General features: G+C 50.7%; 23 protein-coding genes. 8 read left to right on the top strand and 15 right to left on the bottom strand.

The window, feature by feature from the left end:
• Nucleotides 1–9 precede the first annotated feature (9 nt).
• On the bottom strand, nucleotides 10–1,434 hold the full coding sequence (locus NTE_RS11885) for a cation diffusion facilitator family transporter (RefSeq protein WP_148701209.1): 1,425 nt from the start codon (nucleotides 1,432–1,434) through the stop codon (nucleotides 10–12).
• Between the two features lie 83 nt (nucleotides 1,435–1,517).
• On the bottom strand, nucleotides 1,518–2,423 hold the full coding sequence (locus NTE_RS11880) for a transcription initiation factor IIB (RefSeq protein WP_075054465.1): 906 nt from the start codon (nucleotides 2,421–2,423) through the stop codon (nucleotides 1,518–1,520).
• Nucleotides 2,424–2,749: 326 nt separating this feature from the next.
• On the opposite strand from NTE_RS11880, the gene NTE_RS11875 reads away from it, so the two are divergent.
• Entirely contained in the window at nucleotides 2,750–3,514 is a 765-nt protein-coding gene (locus NTE_RS11875) for a thermonuclease family protein (protein ID WP_226986988.1), read from the top strand.
• On the opposite strand, the gene NTE_RS11870 is transcribed toward NTE_RS11875, so the two are convergent.
• Together NTE_RS11870 and NTE_RS11865 are read right to left on the bottom strand one after the other, a co-directional pair.
• The gene (locus NTE_RS11870; RefSeq protein WP_148701207.1) at nucleotides 3,511–3,936 is read right to left on the bottom strand and encodes a cyclophilin-like fold protein; all 426 of its coding nucleotides are present in this window, start codon (nucleotides 3,934–3,936) and stop codon (nucleotides 3,511–3,513) included. The two genes, NTE_RS11875 and NTE_RS11870, sit on opposite strands and share 4 nt — an antisense overlap.
• A 4-nt stretch (nucleotides 3,937–3,940) precedes the next feature.
• Nucleotides 3,941–4,471 (bottom strand): PDDEXK family nuclease, encoded by a 531-nt coding sequence (locus NTE_RS11865; RefSeq protein WP_148701206.1) that lies wholly within the window; start codon nucleotides 4,469–4,471, stop codon nucleotides 3,941–3,943.
• A 48-nt stretch (nucleotides 4,472–4,519) separates the two neighbouring features.
• Between NTE_RS11865 and NTE_RS11860 the strand changes: the two genes are divergently transcribed.
• Genes NTE_RS11860 through NTE_RS11850 form a run of 3 tightly spaced genes read left to right on the top strand, consistent with a single transcriptional unit; the run spans nucleotide 4,520 to nucleotide 6,935 of the window.
• Complete coding sequence (locus NTE_RS11860; protein ID WP_226986987.1) at nucleotides 4,520–5,251, top strand: translin family protein; 732 nt, start codon at nucleotides 4,520–4,522, stop codon at nucleotides 5,249–5,251.
• Between the two features lie 32 nt (nucleotides 5,252–5,283).
• Nucleotides 5,284–5,634, top strand: a complete 351-nt coding sequence (locus NTE_RS11855) for a Sec-independent protein translocase subunit TatA/TatB (protein ID WP_148701205.1) — start codon at nucleotides 5,284–5,286, stop codon at nucleotides 5,632–5,634.
• Between the two features lie 47 nt (nucleotides 5,635–5,681).
• Nucleotides 5,682–6,935, top strand: a complete 1,254-nt coding sequence (locus NTE_RS11850; protein WP_148701204.1) for a Glu/Leu/Phe/Val family dehydrogenase — start codon at nucleotides 5,682–5,684, stop codon at nucleotides 6,933–6,935.
• Between the two features lie 108 nt (nucleotides 6,936–7,043).
• Here the strand turns inward: NTE_RS11850 and NTE_RS11845 are convergent, their stop codons facing one another.
• Complete coding sequence (locus NTE_RS11845) at nucleotides 7,044–7,487, bottom strand: Lrp/AsnC family transcriptional regulator (RefSeq protein ID WP_148701203.1); 444 nt, start codon at nucleotides 7,485–7,487, stop codon at nucleotides 7,044–7,046.
• Nucleotides 7,488–7,607: 120 nt separating this feature from the next.
• Here NTE_RS11845 and glnA point away from each other — a divergent pair, with 120 nt between their 5' ends.
• From glnA to NTE_RS11830, 3 genes are all read left to right on the top strand, one after another.
• Nucleotides 7,608–9,080, top strand: a complete 1,473-nt coding sequence (gene glnA / locus NTE_RS11840) for a type I glutamate--ammonia ligase (protein ID WP_148701202.1) — start codon at nucleotides 7,608–7,610, stop codon at nucleotides 9,078–9,080.
• A 70-nt stretch (nucleotides 9,081–9,150) separates the two neighbouring features.
• Nucleotides 9,151–9,402, top strand: coding sequence for an Lrp/AsnC ligand binding domain-containing protein (locus NTE_RS11835; RefSeq protein WP_148701201.1), 252 nt, complete (start codon nucleotides 9,151–9,153; stop codon nucleotides 9,400–9,402).
• A gap of 107 nt (nucleotides 9,403–9,509) precedes the next feature.
• Nucleotides 9,510–9,968 carry a TIGR03668 family PPOX class F420-dependent oxidoreductase gene (locus NTE_RS11830; RefSeq protein ID WP_148701200.1) on the top strand — a complete coding sequence of 153 codons (459 nt, stop codon included), beginning with the start codon at nucleotides 9,510–9,512 and terminating at the stop codon, nucleotides 9,966–9,968.
• A 43-nt stretch (nucleotides 9,969–10,011) separates the two neighbouring features.
• On the opposite strand, the gene NTE_RS11825 is transcribed toward NTE_RS11830, so the two are convergent.
• The 7 genes from NTE_RS11825 to NTE_RS11800 form a co-directional block, all read right to left on the bottom strand.
• The gene (locus tag NTE_RS11825; RefSeq protein ID WP_158385521.1) at nucleotides 10,012–10,947 is read right to left on the bottom strand and encodes an LLM class F420-dependent oxidoreductase; all 936 of its coding nucleotides are present in this window, start codon (nucleotides 10,945–10,947) and stop codon (nucleotides 10,012–10,014) included.
• Nucleotides 10,948–11,003: 56 nt separating this feature from the next.
• A complete protein-coding gene (locus NTE_RS16715) occupies nucleotides 11,004–11,552 on the bottom strand; it encodes a hypothetical protein (protein WP_158385519.1) in 549 nt (182 codons plus the stop codon).
• Nucleotides 11,553–12,107 (bottom strand): ArsR/SmtB family transcription factor, encoded by a 555-nt coding sequence (locus tag NTE_RS11820; protein WP_148701198.1) that lies wholly within the window; start codon nucleotides 12,105–12,107, stop codon nucleotides 11,553–11,555. It lies immediately after the preceding gene.
• A 24-nt stretch (nucleotides 12,108–12,131) separates the two neighbouring features.
• Nucleotides 12,132–12,314, bottom strand: a complete 183-nt coding sequence (locus tag NTE_RS11815) for a hypothetical protein (protein WP_148701197.1) — start codon at nucleotides 12,312–12,314, stop codon at nucleotides 12,132–12,134.
• 87 nt (nucleotides 12,315–12,401) lie between these two features.
• A complete protein-coding gene (gene erpA, locus NTE_RS11810) occupies nucleotides 12,402–12,752 on the bottom strand; it encodes an iron-sulfur cluster insertion protein ErpA (protein ID WP_148701196.1) in 351 nt (116 codons plus the stop codon).
• A 72-nt stretch (nucleotides 12,753–12,824) separates the two neighbouring features.
• On the bottom strand, nucleotides 12,825–13,592 hold the full coding sequence (locus NTE_RS11805; protein WP_226986986.1) for a peptidylprolyl isomerase: 768 nt from the start codon (nucleotides 13,590–13,592) through the stop codon (nucleotides 12,825–12,827).
• A gap of 469 nt (nucleotides 13,593–14,061) precedes the next feature.
• Nucleotides 14,062–14,436, bottom strand: a complete 375-nt coding sequence (locus NTE_RS11800; RefSeq protein ID WP_148701195.1) for a nuclear transport factor 2 family protein — start codon at nucleotides 14,434–14,436, stop codon at nucleotides 14,062–14,064.
• A 118-nt stretch (nucleotides 14,437–14,554) separates the two neighbouring features.
• On the opposite strand from NTE_RS11800, the gene NTE_RS17635 reads away from it, so the two are divergent.
• Nucleotides 14,555–14,653 carry an AsnC family transcriptional regulator gene (locus NTE_RS17635; RefSeq protein WP_158385517.1) on the top strand — a complete coding sequence of 33 codons (99 nt, stop codon included), beginning with the start codon at nucleotides 14,555–14,557 and terminating at the stop codon, nucleotides 14,651–14,653.
• 220 nt (nucleotides 14,654–14,873) lie between these two features.
• Here the strand turns inward: NTE_RS17635 and NTE_RS11790 are convergent, their stop codons facing one another.
• From NTE_RS11790 to NTE_RS11780, 3 genes are all read right to left on the bottom strand, one after another.
• Nucleotides 14,874–15,437: a signal peptidase I gene (locus NTE_RS11790; RefSeq protein ID WP_148701194.1), complete on the bottom strand. Its 564-nt coding sequence runs from the start codon at nucleotides 15,435–15,437 to the stop codon at nucleotides 14,874–14,876.
• Between the two features lie 175 nt (nucleotides 15,438–15,612).
• On the bottom strand, nucleotides 15,613–15,801 hold the full coding sequence (locus NTE_RS16710; RefSeq protein ID WP_158385515.1) for a hypothetical protein: 189 nt from the start codon (nucleotides 15,799–15,801) through the stop codon (nucleotides 15,613–15,615).
• 243 nt (nucleotides 15,802–16,044) lie between these two features.
• A complete protein-coding gene (locus NTE_RS11780; protein ID WP_148701192.1) occupies nucleotides 16,045–16,323 on the bottom strand; it encodes a hypothetical protein in 279 nt (92 codons plus the stop codon).
• Between the last annotated feature and the right edge of the window lie 583 nt (nucleotides 16,324–16,906).

Genomic DNA, 16,906 nt, shown 5'->3' with positions numbered 1-16,906 from the left:
TCAGCTGGCTCAGCCCGGCTCTGCGTGTATCGTGACTATGGAGCCGGGGTACTTGGCGCGTATCTGTTTTTCTATTTCTGTCACTAACTCGTGCACCTGCTCTATGGTGGACGGCCTTTCAGTGGAAAAGCCAATGTCGACGTCTATCTTGAGCGTGTCTTCGTCGGTCCTAAACGTTGCTATCCTTCCCACTTTTTTGATGTCGCCCGATGCCAGAACTATCTGCCTTATAGAGTTCTGGATTTCGATGTCTGCCAGCGGCTGGACGCCGGCCACCTCTGGCATCAAAGGCTCCAGGTGCACCGTCACGTTTTCCGCGCGCTTTACCTGGCCCTTTATCGACTCTTCGACAGCGCTTGCTATTGCGTGCGCCTCGCTCAGGCTCGCAGACCTGTTGACCTGGATGTGGAGCGAGATCTCGAGCCTGTCGGTGCCGTCGACAACCCTTGAAACGATAATGTTGTGGACACCCTTTACTCCCGATACACGCGCTGCCGCACGCTCGATTATCGATTCAAGCGGCAGGTCAGGGCCGTATATCGGCTCAAAGTGCACGGTGATGCTTTCAACAGAGTCACCAGCCTGCGCAAGGCTCGACTCGATGTTGCGCTCCACCTGCGCGCTTATCTCGTGCGCTTTTTCAAAGCTAATGTCTGCCTTTAGGCTTATCGTGACTTCTGCAAAAATATCGTTTCCTACCCTTCTCATCTTGACGTCCTTGCAGTCAAGCACGCCATCTGTCTCTGCGGCCGCCTGGCGCACCCTTGCCACAAGCCGCGGCGGGATGCTGTCTGTAAGCTCAAACGCGTTCTGGTATGCAAACTTGCTGCTGAGATATGCAAGAAATGCACCCAGGATCACCGCGGCAATTGCGTCGCCCTGGTAAAAGCCGGTGGTGACAAGCCACAGGCCGACAAGGGCTACCGCAGTTGAGGCAAAGTCTGCTATTGCATGGTAGAGGTCTGCCTTGAGCGTGGCCGCGCCACTTCTTGTCTTGCGCATCGCCCTGCCAAGCACCGCCATCCTGAAAGCGTCGACTGCAAGCGTGTACACGACTGCCGCAAAGCCTATCATGCCGGGGTTGACCGAGAGCGCAGCCGTGCCTCCAAACGCAAGCCTTGCCGCCGCCTCGTAGATGAAAAATATTGAAACTACGAAAAGCGCCGCTCCTCCGATAAAGCCGCCTATCGTCTCTATCCTGCCATGGCCGTACGTGTGCTCTTTGTCGCGGGGCTTGGCTGCAAGGCTCACCGCAATTATCAGTATCGCAGTCACGACAGCGTCGAGTAGCGCGTGAGTGCTGTCTGTCAGGACAGCAAGGCTGTTTGTGATGATGCCTGCTGTAAATTCAAAGACAAAAACGGACGCTATTGCTGCAAGCGAATAGCGCAGAGCATTTCTCTTGATGATGGAAACGTCGGCAGACGCTGCCACTGTTGGACGGTGTTTACCAAAAATTGCTATTTAGGTGTTTATTATTTTAATGATATCAAAAAGGGGAGAGGTATCAGTAGAGTCTAATTCGCCAGCGAATCAAGCCGGCTCTTTAGATTCTTGTACCTGTTTCTGACGGTCACTTCGGTGACTCCCGCGGCCTCGGCGATGTCTGTCTGGGTCCTGTTCTCGCCTGTCTCAAGCGACGCCATGTACAGCACTGATGCGGCAAGTCCCATCGGGTCCTTGCCGGCGGACATGCCGCTCTTTACTACATCATACATTATGTTCATAGCATGACGCTTGGTCTTTTCGCTCAATCCCGACTTGCTTGCAACCCTTGCAATGCATTTCATCGGGTCAATCATCGGGATTTTCAGGTCCAGCTCAAGCACTACGAGCCTGTACATCCTTGCCAGGTCCTTGCGTTTGACGTTGCTGGTCTCGGCGATGTCTTTGAGCGTCCTTGACATGCCTGTCTCACGTATCGCAATGTACAGCGCAGCTCCCAGGGTTGCAGATATGGTTCTGCCCCTTACAAGACCGCGCTCTTGCGCTTTTCTGTATATATAAGCCGTCTTTTCCACCACGGCGTCGGACAGCGACAGCTTGTCTTTTAGCCTGTCCAGCTCCGAGAACGCCTGCCTGAGGTTCCTGTCAGTCGGCGAGTGGGCCTGCGTGCGGAAATCCCACGCCCTCAGCCTGTCCATCGTAGACTTCATGACACCCTCTATCAGGCGCCCGCTTGCGTCCTTGTCTGTCCTTGCAATCACTGTAGACAGGCCCATGTCATGGCGTGCAAGGGAACTGGGGATTCCAGTCCTCGCCCTGTCGTCTGCCTCCTGAGAGGTAAACGCGCGCCATTCGGGCCGCATCTCCTGTATCTTGTCCGATATCACAAGTCCGCAGCTCCGGCAAATAATCTCGCCAGACTCTGGGTCTGTGACCGTCTTTTCGTGTTTGCACGGGGATACTAGTGATGTTTTCATTTTCTCTCTCTGAAAAGCAATGTAGTATCGCGTTTGCAACTTATAAGGCCTGTGGAACTAAGTATAATTGCATTCGGGGTTTGTACTATTGAGAATTTTCAACAATTATTTTCCATCGGATAGAAATTGCAGGTTTTTATTCCTAAATGCTAATATATGGATTGTTGAAATGCAAATGCTTGCAGTGTTTGCGCCTGTTACCACACGTCCGGAGCAGTGATTTCTGAAAATATTACAGCAATTCTGCTATATGAACCTACAATATAATTATAATGACATGCTTCCCAAGAATTGTGCTCAAGGCCCTCTTTTTGGTCGTTCTAGCTTTGGCGCCGCTTCCCGTGTTCGCTCTGGCGGCAGCGGCTAGCAATGATGATGATTATGCTGGCGTCACGATAGACAAGCTGCTGGTTGTGCCAGAGGGAGGCCAATTTGAAGCCGGAAGGCAAATGTCGATACGGGTAAACATTACTTCTTCCAGCCAACAACAGGGCCCAATTTTCTACATTGTACAAGTACAGGACCCGGATGGTTATACTGATTACCTAAAGTGGGAGCAGGTCGCATTTACGGGGCAGCGCACTTTTGAGTTTTCTTGGACGCCGCAAAAAGAGGGGAGGTACATAATCCAGGCCTTTGTCTGGGACAGCCTGTCCTCCCCAAAACCGCTATCCCAAGCCTCCGCCGGTTTTCTTGACATTGCTGGCACAACCTCCGTAGCCCATTGCGTAGGTGCCGCCGTATGCTTTTCCGGCACGGTCACAAAAATAACTGATGGCGACACAATTCGGGTCAACAACATTGCAATCCGTCTTGCACTTGTAAACACGCCTGAAAGAGGCCAGCCGGGATACAAGGAGGCGACAGACTTTACTAGGGCGTTGTGCCCGGTCGGCTCGACTGCGCTTGTAGACGAGGATGATGAGCAGCAGGCGGGGAGCTATGACAGAATGGTGGCAAAGGTGTTTTGCGGCGACAAGGTGCTAAACGCCGAGCTCCTAAACGCCAAGCACGCCGTCATTCTCACGACATTCTGCGACAAAAGCGAGTTTGCCTCAGAACCGTGGGCCCGCCAGTACGGCTGCCGCTAGCGCAGAACCACGGGCACACGCTCCGCTACGTGCGCCTCTTCTACCCTGCGCAGAAAATCCTGTATGTCTGCAGGCCTTGACTTTATCCTGCCGACAATGTTGACAGGCGAGTACGGCAGTATCTTGCCGGCCTTGCTTGTTATCGGCGTGGGCCCGTAAAAGAAGCACAGGGCGCTGCCTTGCGGCCAGTATGCGACATCGAACAGGCATACCTCCGATCTTGCATTTTCCTCTGCAACCTTTACCGGCGTTGCCTCTGAATACAGTTCGTCGCCCCATCTTTCTATTGTCATGGTCAGCGGAAGGCTGTCGACAATAGCCCCGACCGTCCGGGGCGATTGCGTGTCGTCAAGCTCTATCTCTACCTTTTCGCCTATCTTTGAAAATTCAAGTAATAATGCCTTCTTTTTCTTGTTCGTCATCGTGTTATTTCTTTGCACCATCATCGTTGTTATTGTTATGGTGTTGCTGAAATGGCATTGGCAGGTCAGGCAGGTTCAGTTCCACCGTCTTGCCGTCAAGCATCGCAAACGTCCTGCCGTCGTACGTGCACTTTACTACGGGAAGCGGCTTCATGCTCGCAAGCGCGTCTGCAACCTTGTAGTATTCTGCCAGTTTGCGCTGCTCGTACACGGTCGCGTTCTTGCGCCTGAACCTCTTTTTGCTCATGAACTTGAATGCAAAAACTATGTGGCGGGTAGGGTAGATGGCAAACATTTCCGTGACTACTATGCATCTTTCGATCTGGTCCTGCGGCACGTACAGGATGTCGCTTGTGCCGGACTTGGCCTCGATAGTGAGCAGTATCCCTTGCTTGTTGTTTACCGCGACAATGTCCGGCAGGCCTGTCGATGATCCGCCGAGGCGGCGCGCGTGCCACTCTTTTAGCGAGTTAAAGCGCTCAACAAGCCCATGCTCAAAGGCGTAGCCCCTGCTCCTGCGAATGTTGCTGCCCAACTAACCGAGTCCGACTAGCGGTTACTGTTCCGTCTATAAAAATCGTAGATGTCGTCATCATGGCAGAATAGTGGTAGTAGTAGCAAGTCTTTTATCCAGACCAGCCGCGCTAAAGGGCGTACACACATGCCAGTTGTTGTTACCAGCAGCATACAGGGCTCGCTTGAAGCCATCGACAAGGACCTAAAGGACGTGCAGGAGCGCCGGGAAAAACTGATCAAGGGGACGCGCGATGCAGTGACGCTCTGCAGCAAGTCGATAATCGCGATGCACCACGGCCAGCTTGGCGAGGCAGCTGAAATGATGGGCCAGGCAAAGGCGATGCTCGTAGAGTTCCGCGTCCACGCCGGCGACGACCTCTATCGTTACATCGCAGTGGCAGAGCAAGAGCTGGTGGAGGCGTACGTGCTGCGCGCAGTCATGGAAGGATCGTCGCAGCTCCCGTCGATGGCCGACCTTGAAGTCTCTGGTCCGTCATACCTCACCGGGCTTTTGGATTGCGTCGGCGAGATAAAGAGGCTGGTGTACGACCGCATGAGGTCCGGCAACGAGAAGGACGCCGAGAGCCTGTTTGCAGTGATGGAGGACATTTACGGCGCGGTCTATCCATTTGCAGTGTACGACAACATCGTGGCCGGCCTGCGGAAAAAGCTGGACGTGGCAAGGATGCTTATTGAGGACATCCGGGCAGTAGTCACGGAGGAAAAGAGGCGCAAGGCGATGGTCGATGCCATAGACGGCCTTGAAAAGAGGCTGCCGGGTGGAAGAGGAAATATTTAATTCCTGTTTATATTCAGTGTACAAGTACAAATATGCCGTTTTCCGGCCTGCTCTTGGACATTGCGGGGTCAGAGTGGGCAATAATAATCCTGGTTGCGCTCATCCTCATCTTTGGCACAAAGCGCCTGCCGCAGGTCTCGCGTTCGTTGGGAAAAGCGGTAGGCGAGTACGAAAAGGCCCGCCAGCAGTTTAGGCAAGAGATGCAGGACGCAACCGAGCAGGCAAGGAGGGAAGCCGGCATCAGCAAGGTCCCCCGGATCACAAGCCCCGTTGCGACAGAGCGAGAAAAGCTGGAAGTGATAGCAACCTCGCTTGGCATCGACTGCGCCGGCAAGAGCGACGAGGAGCTCAGGTCACTCATCTCGCAGCGCATGAACGCATAATGATAGTAGGCTTAGGCTTAAATACGCTATTTTGCTAGATCGGAAGCATGTCCCAGCCAATCAACCCTTTTGAGATGGCACTCAAGCAACTTGACGAAGCAGCGAAGCTAATAAAGCTCGATAATGGCATGCACCAGGTCCTGGCGCATCCAAAGCGGGTCCTGACAGTCTCGATCCCGGTCAAGATGGACTCTGGCGAGGTCAAGGTTTTCACCGGTTTTAGGTCGCAGCACAACGACGCCCGCGGCCCGTACAAGGGCGGAATCCGCTACCACCCGCAGGTCTCAATCGACGAAGTAAAGGCGCTGTCGATGTGGATGACCTGGAAGTGCGCAGTTGCCGACATCCCGTACGGGGGAGGCAAGGGCGGGATCATCTGCAACCCAAAGGAAATGTCAAAGGGCGAGCTTGAAAGGATGACGCGGCGCTATGCCTACAGCATTGCCGACATCATTGGCCCGCATACCGACATCCCCGCCCCCGATGTCTACACCGGAGGCAACGAGATGGCATGGATAATGGACACCTACTCTGCGCTAAAGGGCAACTATGTGCAGCCCGAAGTTATCACCGGCAAGCCCCTCTCAATCGGCGGCTCGCTTGGCAGAAACGAGGCTACCGGCAGAGGGCTGTCCTTCACGGTGAGGGAAGCGGCAAAGAAGCTAAAGATAAACATGAAAAACGCCACGGTCGCGGTGCAGGGCTTTGGAAACGCCGGCCAGTTTGCGTCGCAGCTCGTTGAAGAGCAGGGCGCAACAGTCATCGCGGCGTCTGACTCTAAGGGCGGCGTCTACAACAAGGCCGGCATGTCCGCGCAGGCGCTTCGCAAGCACAAGGAAAAGACAGGCTCTGTCGTCGGGTTTTCCGGCGCCAAGCCGATAAGCAACGAGGACTTGCTGGAAACCGACTGCACAATCCTGATACCTGCCGCGCTTGAAAACCAGATAAACGGCAAGAACGCCAAGAATATCAAGGCCAAGATAGTTGCCGAGGCTGCCAACGGCCCGACCACTCCTGAAGCCGACGATGTGCTGTTCAAGAACAAGACGCTTGTGATACCGGACATCCTGGCAAACGGGGGCGGCGTCACGGTCTCGTATTTTGAGTGGCTGCAGAACCTACGGCGCGAGTACTGGTCGGAGGCCGAAGTCAACCAGAAACTTGACAAGAACATCACAAAGGCGTTCCTCGACATCTACCATACGCACGAGGAATACGGCGTCAACATGCGCAAGGCCTCGATGGTCCTGGCAGTCAACAGGGTCGTCGAAGCGATCAAGACCCGCGGCCTCTGGCCGTAACCCACTCTTTTTCTTTCTTTTGCCGCGTGCAGCAGAAAGAGGGGAGGGGCGTGCTTCCAGTGGCAGCCTCTTCTTGCGCGATAGTTCTTTTATTATCTTGCAGCAGTGCTAGCTCTCAACAAACCTGAAATCCTCTTTTACGGTTATCAGTACCACGTGCGTGTTTGTCCTTTCGACGTACTGCAGCGAAAGGTCTTTTTTCACAAAGTTGCTGAGCTCCTTTCTGTTCCTGAACTTGGCAATGACTGTCATGTCCGTCAGGCCCGTTATGTCATAGACCGCGCAGACGTTTGGGAATTTGGCTATCTGTTTTTCGATCTCGATTATCTTGCCCTTGGCGGCAGTTATGTCAATTATTGCGGTCAGGTCGTAGCCCAATTTTTCGTGGTCAAGCAGGGCAGAGTAGGACTTGACTATGCCTTCCTTTTCCAGCTTTTCCACCCTTGCAAGAACTGTCGGGGGCGAAACGCCGATCTCCTCTGCTATTTTCCGGTAGGACATTCGTGCATCTGACAGCATCTTTTCGAGTATCTTTACATCTGTTTTGTCCATATGGTCATCATGCGGGTATGGTTTTACAAGTATAAAGTATTTGCTGATAATAGTTTGCAAGTTTAAATGATAATCGTCAATGGCCTTATATCGTACAAACGCCATATCTATGGCATAGATATGTCCTTTAGAGATGCGAGTTCGTTAGAGGAGCTGCAGCAGAAGAATAATAGCAGCAGTGGCCCGGATGACATCACGTCTGCCGAATTTCTCCAGCTAAGGTACACTGATGTTCCCGGCAGGTTTTTGGCAAAGTATGTTTTCAGCGGAAACAAGAGCCTCCGCGAGTATTTCAAAAGCGGAGTTGGCCTGGACGGCTCGTCCGTCAGGGGCTTTGCCACCATAGACGAGTCGGACCTTCTGCTGGTCCCAGACAGGTCGACCCTGAGAAGACTTCCCCTGCCTGACTTTAACGTGGCGACGGTGATTGCTGACGTGTACAGGGGCTTTGGCAGGGGAAGGCTGCCGCGGGACCCGAGGCACGTATCGCAGTGCGTAGAAGAGCGCCTCGCCTATGACGGGCTTGCCTGCCAGGTCGGGCCCGAGGTAGAGTGCTTTATTTTTGACGACATGGTCTTTTCTGGAGGCCACGAAGCCAAAATCGTGTCTGTAGAAGATGAAGGCCAGAGCAAGTATCCGCTGCGCAGAAAGGGGGGATACGACGCGCCGCCCTTTCAGGATTCTTTGATGGAGTTCAGGTTTGAAGTCGCAGACATGCTTGAGAAGTACTATTCAATCGAGGTCACAAACCTGAACCACGAAGTCGCAAGCAGCGGCCAGATAGAGATCAACTTTTTGCATGACACGCTCACCAAGGCGGCTGACAACGTCCAGGTGTACAAAGACGTCGTCAGAAACGTGGCAAAGAAACACAACAAGGTGGCAAACTTTATGCCCAAACCGATCTTTGATGAAAGCGACAGGAGGGCCGGCGACAACGGCTCGGGCATGCACGTCAGCGTGAGCCTGTGGACCAAATCCCATGCTGCTAAAGACAGCAACAACCATCGCAACATTTTCTACGACCCTTCTGACGAATACGCCGAGTTTAGCCAGGCGGGGAGGTACTTTATCGGAGGGCTGCTGGACCACGCGGCTTCGCTTGCCTGCCTTGTTGCGCCGACGGTAAACTCGTACTACAGGATGGTTCCTGGCTTTGAAGCGCCAGTGTACGCCGCGTGGTCCCGGGGAAACAGGTCGGCCATCATACGGGTGCCGGTAAACGAGAGGGGAAGCTCTGGATCAAAGCGCATCGAGTTTCGAGCGCCAGATCCTTCGGCCAACCCGTACCTGGCATTTTCCGCCGTCGTGTCTGCAGGGCTTGACGGCATCAAGAAAAAGACGGACCCCGGAGACCCGATAAACGAAAACATCTACAAAATGACTGACGACCAGAGGCGCAGCCTTGGGATAAAGCCCCTCCCGGGCAGCCTGCAAGACTCGATTGCCGCATTGGAGAGCGATTTGGGCTACCTAAAGTCGTGCTTTAGCGACGAGCTGCTAGAGACTTATCTTTCCCTCAAGGAAAAAGAGGTGGAAGAGGCTGGAGACTGCTCAAAGGAGCGACAGTTCAGGATGTACTATGACGTATAATGATGATAGGTACGCTTTGGAGTCGAAGATGATGATAACAATCTTGTATGTGTTGTGATTATACATCATCATGCCTTCATCTGCATACATCCTGATCAACTGCGAGCTTGGATGCGAAAACGCAGTCATTGACGAGCTCAAGACGCTGCCAGGAGTCGTCGAAGCAAGCCAGATTTACGGTTCCACTTTTGACATAATTGTCAAAGTCTGGGCAGAGACTGAAGAACGGCTAAAGGAGATCATAAACAGGCGCATAAGGCGGATTGAAAAAGTCAAGGCGACACAGACAATGATGGTAGTGGAACTGCACAGCCGCAGCTAGCCATCCCTGACCAGCGCCAAAAAATTATTATCTGCTTAACAATGAAACAACACCGTCGCCCACACTTTTTATGAACAAGGCGCTGTCTTGTAATAATAGATGGAACAATGGATGATGATAATGCTACTGCTATTATTGCCCACGATGTCAAAGAACTTGTAGAAAGAGCTAGAGTTGCAAGGCTTGCAACGGTAGATTCAGAGTCCAAGCCTCACTTGGTGCCTATAGTGTTTGTGTTTGATGACAACTGTTTCTTTGTACCGATAGATGAAAAAAGAAAGACGGTCAAACCGGAGAACCTAAGGCGGCTCAGGAACATACGGGACAATCCAAACGTCGCCTTGCTCATCGACGAGTATTATGATGATGATTGGACAAGGCTGGCCTTTGTAATGATACGAGGAAAGGCGTCAATAATGATGGCAGGCAAAACACAGGGAGGCATACAGTTGAACAAAGTCTACGAAAAATTGATTGCCAAATATCCCCAGTATCAAAAAATCGGGCCGGGTGAAACATGCATCGTCATCCGGCCGGAAAAGGTAACGTCGTGGCGCAATTCTTGATTCTAGTACACGTTTGTGTTTCTAGCAAGGATAATGTATTCTCTTATCTGGCAAACCTGACAAGCTGTTTTGTTATCTCGATCATCTTTTTCACGTCCCTGCCCACCGAAGAAAACGCGTAACCAAATATTATGTGGTCCACCCCGTCTATCGCTTTTATTCGCTCTATGTCGCTTCCAATTTGGTCGATGGTGCCGGTCATGGGCCATCTCTGCTGCTGATTGGGAGAAGGAGAGTCCATCACGGTTGGATACGACAGAACGAACACGCGAACCTTCGAAGGGTCTTTGCCTGCCTTTCTTGCGCCTTCCCTCAAGCCGCTTACCGCCTGTTCAAGCTGTTCCAGCGGTCCAACTCCTGCAATGGGCAGCCATCCGTCTGCATAGTTTACTATCCTTGAGAACACCTTTGGGCTGAACCCGCCAAGAAGCACTGGGGGATGCGGCTTTTGCACCGGCTTGGGGCCGATTTTTGAAGCTGGTATGTTGTAGAACTGGCCCTTGAACTCGACCACGTCATCGGTCCATATCCGCTTTAGCGCCTGCAAGAATTCGTCTGCCCTTGCTCCTCTCTGCTTGTACGGCACGCCGGACACCTCGTACTCGTCTTTTGACCATCCAATGCCAAGGCCGGCAATAACTCGCCCGCCCGAAAGGACATCTAGCGTGGCAAACCTCCTTGCCAGCACGACGGGGTTGTGAAACAGCATGTCAATCAGGCAGGTTCCCAGAGAAATTTTCGTAGTGTTTCCCGCTATGTAGGTGAGGGTTTCAAGTGGGTCAAGCACGTTTTGGTATTCTGTTGGAAGGGAACCATCAGGCGTTGCAACATACGGCGTCTGGGGCTTTAGCGGCCACAGCAGGCGCTCAAATACCCAGGCAGAATCCAGACCTTCTTTTTCAGCTTCCTTTGCGATATACAGAAGGTTTTCTTTGGTAGCGTGCTCTGTAACTTGCGGCAATAATATTCCGGCTTTCATGTGTGTATGTGCAAAAGCCGCATCAGCTCTAATAAGAATTTTGAAAACGTTTTTTTTCATTTTTGCCGTTTGCTTTTTCTCCGCGTGAAAAGCACGATAGCTGCAGTCACGGCGGCTCCGATGCCTATGAAGGGCAAGAGCGGGTCGCCCGGCTCCTTTGCAACTGTTGCCGGCTGGCCTGGCGCAGGAGTGTAACCTGCGCCAAGGTACGCGAGATCGTCGTACGCGTATGCCACCAGCTGCGTCCGGCTGCATGTACTTGTACGCAGGGAAGATTCATCGCTGCTATACGCGTATACGACGTATTCTTTGCCTTTTTCAAAATCATAGCCGCACGAATCGCTTGACCCTGACGTAGTGAGCGCAAGCGTCGTTGTTGACACTCCTTTCCACGCCCTCTCAACGTCAAAATGTACGGTATTGCTATAGTCGCCGGCCTCAATGTCAGCAACCTTGCCGGCAAACACTGCAGTGCTTTTTTCAAACTGTTCGCCGGGTGATATTGACCCTACACAAGAGCACGCATGTGCCTTTGGCACTTCGAACAGCGTCGCAGCCAAGCCGAGCATACACAGAAGAACCATGCAGGCAACAACTCTGATCATCTACTTTTCATCGCCGCCAGCCACTTCTTCTTTCCGGCTGCTGCCATCGTCATCATCCTTGGCCTCGCCGCCGCTACTGGCAAGCAGGGCCAAAACCTTTGCACCGTTTTCTGTTATGGAATAATACCTTGCAGTGCCAACTACATTTTTTTCCTCTACGAGCCGGGCCTCAAGCAGCATCGCGACATGGTTGTCGATTGTCTTCCAGTCGACCCCAAGCTCGTTTGCAAGCTGGAGCTTGTTCTTTTGCTCGTTTCTGACTGCTTCGAGAAGCTTTTGGCGGGTCGGGCTCCCGCGCATTTTTGTAATGAGCTTGAAAGTGTCATAGTCGTAGCCCTGCTTGCTCCACTGCGACCTTACCCTGCCCCGCCAGATGACAGTCCCGGCTACTGCGCCCCACGTTATCGGAAGGGTGAAAGGGGCATATTCGTACAACGCTGTTGCGGCAGGGTGGTCAAGCGGCCCCGTTGACTCTGCATCTGCAAGGGTTACAGTATATCTGCCTGAATTTGCATAGCTTTGAGCCAGCATTGGATTTTCTGACTTGTCTTGCAACGTTGCTGGATCCCCCGACCTGTCTTACAGGTTTGCGTCCGGGTCTGTAATGACAAGTTTGGAACTTTCCTGGATGCTGTTGCCACTGTCAAGCGTTGGCTTGAACGCATCAGTAACAGCCTTTGCAGCGACGATGGCCGTGATGCAAGCCGCAACTATCGCAAGTGCCACAAAAATAATGTCGATTATGCGTCGTGTAGCAAGCAAGTGGGTGATGCAAATCCGTTTTGAGGGTATTCTAATAAGGTTTTATCCAAACGAAAAGAAGGGAAGGAAAAGAAAGGGAGTTTTTGCTTATTCTGTGCTGAACGAATGTCCGCACGAGCAGCTCTTTGTGACGTTTGGGTTGTTGATCTTGAACCCAGAACCCATCAGGCTCTCGACATAGTCGATGTTTGCGCCTCTCAGGTATCTCTGGCTGTAGCTGTCAACAAGAACCTTGACGCCGTTCTGCTCGATGACGCTGTCGTCCTCGTCTGGCTTTTCCTCAAAGCCCATGCCGTATGACAGGCCGGAGCATCCGCCGCCGGTGACATAAACCCTCAGGTACAGGCCTGTATTGCCTTCCTGCTTCATGAATTCGGCGACCTTTTCTGCCGCCTTTGGGGTTACTGTTATGCTTTCTACGTGTTGAGCGCTTTCCATGCTGCAGCAAGCTTGCATTTTTTAATATAATAAGTTTTTGCTACTGTAAAAGGGGTAAAAAGGGGAAGGCCGTTACTTGGCCGCTTCTGCCTTGGCTTCGGTAGCCGCTGCTGCAGCCGGCTTTGCTTCTTCCTTCTTTTCAGCAGTTGCCGCCGGCTGTGGAGCTGCGTAACTCTCTATGAACTTGATGTTCTTGACCGCCGGGACGAACTTGAAGATGTCGTTTGCGACCGCCCTCTTGATTATCTGCAGGCCCTCTGCCAGGTACGTCTCTTCCGGCAGTTCCATGTCCAGGTTTGCGCCTGACAGGTTGAACTTGATCTTGGCGTCTTCTATTGGGATCCTGCGCTTTATGAGAGCAGTTATCTTGTCGTTGTCAGTGTCAAGTTTCTTGATGACGTTGACGTCGTACACGAGCGTCTTGCCTGCAAGGCGGTGGTTGAAATCCACCTGCAGCCTGCCGGAGCCGATGTAGCGGATGATTCCTGTCCTGTCGTCCAGTTCTACCACGTCGCCGACGCGGACTTCGTCTGCCTTGTCGCCGAGCTTGCGCTGCGGGATCATCCTCACCTTGTTCGGGTCGCGCTCGCCAAAGCCCTTGTCCGGCGTGACTTCGACGTTCATCTTGTCGCCGACGCCTGCCTTTGCCAGCGCCTCGTCAAGGCCCTTTAGCACCCACGCCTCGCCAACAGAGACGAGCCTTGGCTCGTACTTGCGGGTCGGGTCGTAGAGGTCTGTTTTCTTGGCCTCTTCTTCGCGAGTAGTCTCGAAAACCTCGTTAGTGTCCTTAACTTTAGCAGTGTAATCTACCAATACAAGTGAACCCTTTTCCAAAGGCATGATTTGCGAGACGGTTTTTACCTTATATTAATCTTGACGGGGTACTGGTACTGAAATAATTGCCTTGTCCAAGCTGGAATAATGTTCCAATTTTGGAATATTTTGACGTGGGTCGGAATATATTCCATGAAAACGCGGGGTGCATAAGGCCGGATTTTGAACGTGCATAATTGCATAAAATGAGCGTGGCTGTGCATAAAATAGAAAAAATGAATTTTGCAGCAAGGTTAGACGCATACGTGCATCGTTCTTCTTCTTCTGCTGTTTTCAGTTTCTTGTTTTGCAATTGCGGCAATCTTTTGCGAGTGCGAAGTTTAAAGAAGTAATTTTGCAGGCCGAAGGGTTCAAGTCCCTTTGGGCCCGTGGAGGGCCCAGACCCTATATGTGGGTGCGGGCCCATTTTATTCTAAAATGCACACACAAGGCGGCTCAAATCCCGATGGGCCCTCCTTCACCCGGAATTCGGAAACTATCTTCCCGGCCGAATGAAAGGTCGCGGATCGAAATTAACATTTATCGAACTTATTTTCCCACTATCGACGTGGGCCCAAAAAGATACAAAGAGCGGTGCAGGCTGCGTGGTAAGAGTCATTTCATAGAGAAGGCAGACATCGTCGCCATCGGTGAAAATCTTTTTGATATCTGGTTTCGGCAGGTGCAAGCTTTCATTATACTTTAGGTATGCTTCAGCATTATCAAATGAATTAAGAGGCGACACGTACGATACGTTGTCCTTCAGGTAGCTTCTGGCAGATTCAAAGTCCCGGCGTTCTGTTAATGCCTGCAAGTACTCCATTACGATCTCCTTCGCGTTTTTTGCAGAAGATTCATGTTGTTTTTGCATGGCATTCCTCCGACAACACTGGATTTATCTCCGGTGGTAGCGATACTCCTAGAATCGGACAGCTTACTCGATGACAATCCTGACGTAATAAAGGAAGAGATCGTATGGAGAGAGACTGGTGCTTGACAAGACTGATCTCAATATTCTCGCCGATTTGGCCAGGGACCGTAGAACTTCCTACAGCAAAATAGGTTCGCTGATTGGCTTGACGATGTAAAAAGAGTCACCATCTGCATTACTATTGTAGTAATAAATACCAAAGCGACACAAGTTTACGCGTAAAGAGGGAGATTCACTTCATACGCTTCTGCCTTTTGCATTCTGTGATTACAAGTCGAACGAAGCACACTGTGCATACCCAGAAAAGCGGCGCAACATTGAGTGGAAAAAGGGGAAACGATGAACCAAAATAACTGGGTCGCCCATAGCTCCAACACTCAACTCTTGCCCCGTCTAAATATAAAAATTAATGTCGCTATCATAGTGACGCTTATGCCCACAAAAACATAATTCCTGTAAGGAGAAATCTCTAATGTTCCGATTGCAGGGATAACGTACATAACCTTTCCAATGTAGTAACTTTTGTAGATTGGATAGTCTAGATCTGCAATGGATTCAGGATTGTTGTCGCCTTTTGTCTTTATGATTCTGTTGTCCGCAGTGTCGTTTATTTCTACCACTCTGTGGACTATAGTTATTGGCTGTCCTGTTTCGTCATCAACTTCGTGAGGATTTTTGAAAAGGATAATGTCGCCCACCTTGATATCATTGAACGATGAATCTGCATCACCATCGCTAACACGTTTCATAAGAATCAGGTCGCCGACTTGAAGTGTTGGAACCATGCTGTCACTTGCAACTACAAAAAAAGGATTGAAAGTGTTGGTTGTATACCTGATAGTGACAACGACAGCAAAAGCAATTACTGCAAAGATGACGAGAGCAATAATGTACTTCCTTGGAAAGGCTGAAGACATTTTTGCTTTTTCATCCTCGTTCATCTTACAGCATTTCACACCTATAGCCGAGAGATAAGAATAGAAGGAATAAGGAAGGATGCAAAGACGACAGGTATTTCAAGAGTCTCATATCCTCTCATTTTTGGGTGTTTCGTTTTTCCTTATTGCAAGAATAATTTTTCGCCATCTAGTCAATCATCCAAAATAAGGTTCAGTATTAGCCACAAGCTGCAGATAAAATGAAGGCGTTAATTGTTGCTTTATTCAACGCAATTTCCAGCCTCTCCTGGTTCTCCGGGTTCACCTGGTTGTCCGGGTTCCCCGCCACCTTCCCCTGGTTCTCCGGGTTCACCTGGTTGTCCGGGTTCCCCCGGTTCACAATTTCCGCCATTGCCGCCAGCTCCATTAGCTACACTGGAGCCAGTGTACATAATGGCAAGTGTGATAATAGCCATCAGACCGAGCCACAGAATTTTTTCCTTTGAATGTTTTTTCAACATGTATCTATATTGAAGGATTTATTTAAGTTATTCTAAAATTATTTATTTTTTGAGGTAAAAAGAGATCTATTTACAACTTCTTTACTAGAAAATAGAAAAAATTAGGTGGTAAATTACCACCCTGTTGTTATGTATTTTGTCGCGACTGATTAACCAGCGTCTCCGCCATCTCCGCCATCTCCGCCATCTCCGCCATCGCCACCGGTACATTCGTTGTCTTTACCAGGGCAGAAGGCGTTTCCACCGTCTCCGCCATCTCCGCCATCGCCGCCGTCTCCGCCAATGTTCACGTCGCCGCCATGATGATGCTTGTGTTTTTTCTTTGCGAAGGCTAGGTCAGGGCTCACTACCGCCGCCGTTATCATTGCTGCAAGAGCCAAGAGCACGACTCCCGTCAGCACAATTTTCGTCGTCTGGTTGCTTGACATCACATACCTGATAGCACGAGATTTATTTAAGTGGTTTGCAAATCGATTAAGTATATGATATCTGATAAGGTAAATCTTGAATATCCTTACCTGTAATTCAATTATCATATAATAATTACAATAAGATTACTAAATGCACATCTCTAATATGCACAAGCGATTCTGATGTGAGCCATCAGATCCTCGATGACTTTATCAATATTACATCACATTAATATTCTCAAGGAAGTCTCTCTAGACATATCTTGCAAGCCTGTACACACTTAATTTTGACTATAAGACAGTTTTACCCTGCACGCCGCATATCCAGCATACAGCAAAAAAGATAGTGGAATTGCAAAAGCTAGTAACAGAGTAATCAAGCTTGAGGATTTGACAGATATCTGTAAAAAACCAAACAATCAAGTAAATCCTTTAGGTATACTCGCTACACATTTGGTCGTTCTACTGCTTGTGAGCGTTGATAGATTACAAACCCAAGCAGCTTGGCGTTGCCTAGTCTGCGCCACATTTACCAGAGATATACTTCAAAGCATAATATTGTAGTAGACTGTTCGTTGATAAAGTCAAAAGGGTTAATTCT

This window comes from Candidatus Nitrososphaera evergladensis SR1 (assembly GCF_000730285.1).
GTDB classification, from domain to species: Archaea; Thermoproteota; Nitrososphaeria; order Nitrososphaerales; family Nitrososphaeraceae; genus Nitrososphaera; species Nitrososphaera evergladensis.
The sequence above is the reverse complement of the archived record's forward strand: the minus strand, read 5'-3'. Positions and strand labels throughout refer to the sequence as shown.

Bases quoted from the DNA above. Each gene is read 5' to 3' on its own strand.
- NTE_RS11845 (WP_148701203.1), bottom strand. From the start codon at position 7,487: ATGGACAAAACAGATGTAAAGATACTCGAAAAGATGCTGTCAGATGCA.
- NTE_RS11790 (WP_148701194.1), bottom strand. From the start codon at position 15,437: ATGAACGAGGATGAAAAAGCAAAAATGTCTTCAGCCTTTCCAAGGAAG.
- NTE_RS16715 (WP_158385519.1), bottom strand. From the start codon at position 11,552: ATGATCAGAGTTGTTGCCTGCATGGTTCTTCTGTGTATGCTCGGCTTG.
- glnA (WP_148701202.1), top strand. From the start codon at position 7,608: ATGTCCTTTAGAGATGCGAGTTCGTTAGAGGAGCTGCAGCAGAAGAAT.
- NTE_RS16710 (WP_158385515.1), bottom strand. From the start codon at position 15,801: ATGGAGCTGGCGGCAATGGCGGAAATTGTGAACCGGGGGAACCCGGAC.
- NTE_RS11855 (WP_148701205.1), top strand. From the start codon at position 5,284: ATGCCGTTTTCCGGCCTGCTCTTGGACATTGCGGGGTCAGAGTGGGCA.
- erpA (WP_148701196.1), bottom strand. From the start codon at position 12,752: ATGGAAAGCGCTCAACACGTAGAAAGCATAACAGTAACCCCAAAGGCG.
- NTE_RS11800 (WP_148701195.1), bottom strand. From the start codon at position 14,436: ATGCAAAAACAACATGAATCTTCTGCAAAAAACGCGAAGGAGATCGTA.
- NTE_RS11850 (WP_148701204.1), top strand. From the start codon at position 5,682: ATGTCCCAGCCAATCAACCCTTTTGAGATGGCACTCAAGCAACTTGAC.
- NTE_RS11780 (WP_148701192.1), bottom strand. From the start codon at position 16,323: ATGTCAAGCAACCAGACGACGAAAATTGTGCTGACGGGAGTCGTGCTC.
- NTE_RS11880 (WP_075054465.1), bottom strand. From the start codon at position 2,423: ATGAAAACATCACTAGTATCCCCGTGCAAACACGAAAAGACGGTCACA.
- NTE_RS11805 (WP_226986986.1), bottom strand. From the start codon at position 13,592: ATGCCTTTGGAAAAGGGTTCACTTGTATTGGTAGATTACACTGCTAAA.
- NTE_RS11830 (WP_148701200.1), top strand. From the start codon at position 9,510: ATGGATGATGATAATGCTACTGCTATTATTGCCCACGATGTCAAAGAA.
- NTE_RS11870 (WP_148701207.1), bottom strand. From the start codon at position 3,936: ATGACGAACAAGAAAAAGAAGGCATTATTACTTGAATTTTCAAAGATA.
- NTE_RS11835 (WP_148701201.1), top strand. From the start codon at position 9,151: ATGCCTTCATCTGCATACATCCTGATCAACTGCGAGCTTGGATGCGAA.
- NTE_RS11860 (WP_226986987.1), top strand. From the start codon at position 4,520: ATGTCGTCATCATGGCAGAATAGTGGTAGTAGTAGCAAGTCTTTTATC.
- NTE_RS11825 (WP_158385521.1), bottom strand. From the start codon at position 10,947: ATGAAAGCCGGAATATTATTGCCGCAAGTTACAGAGCACGCTACCAAA.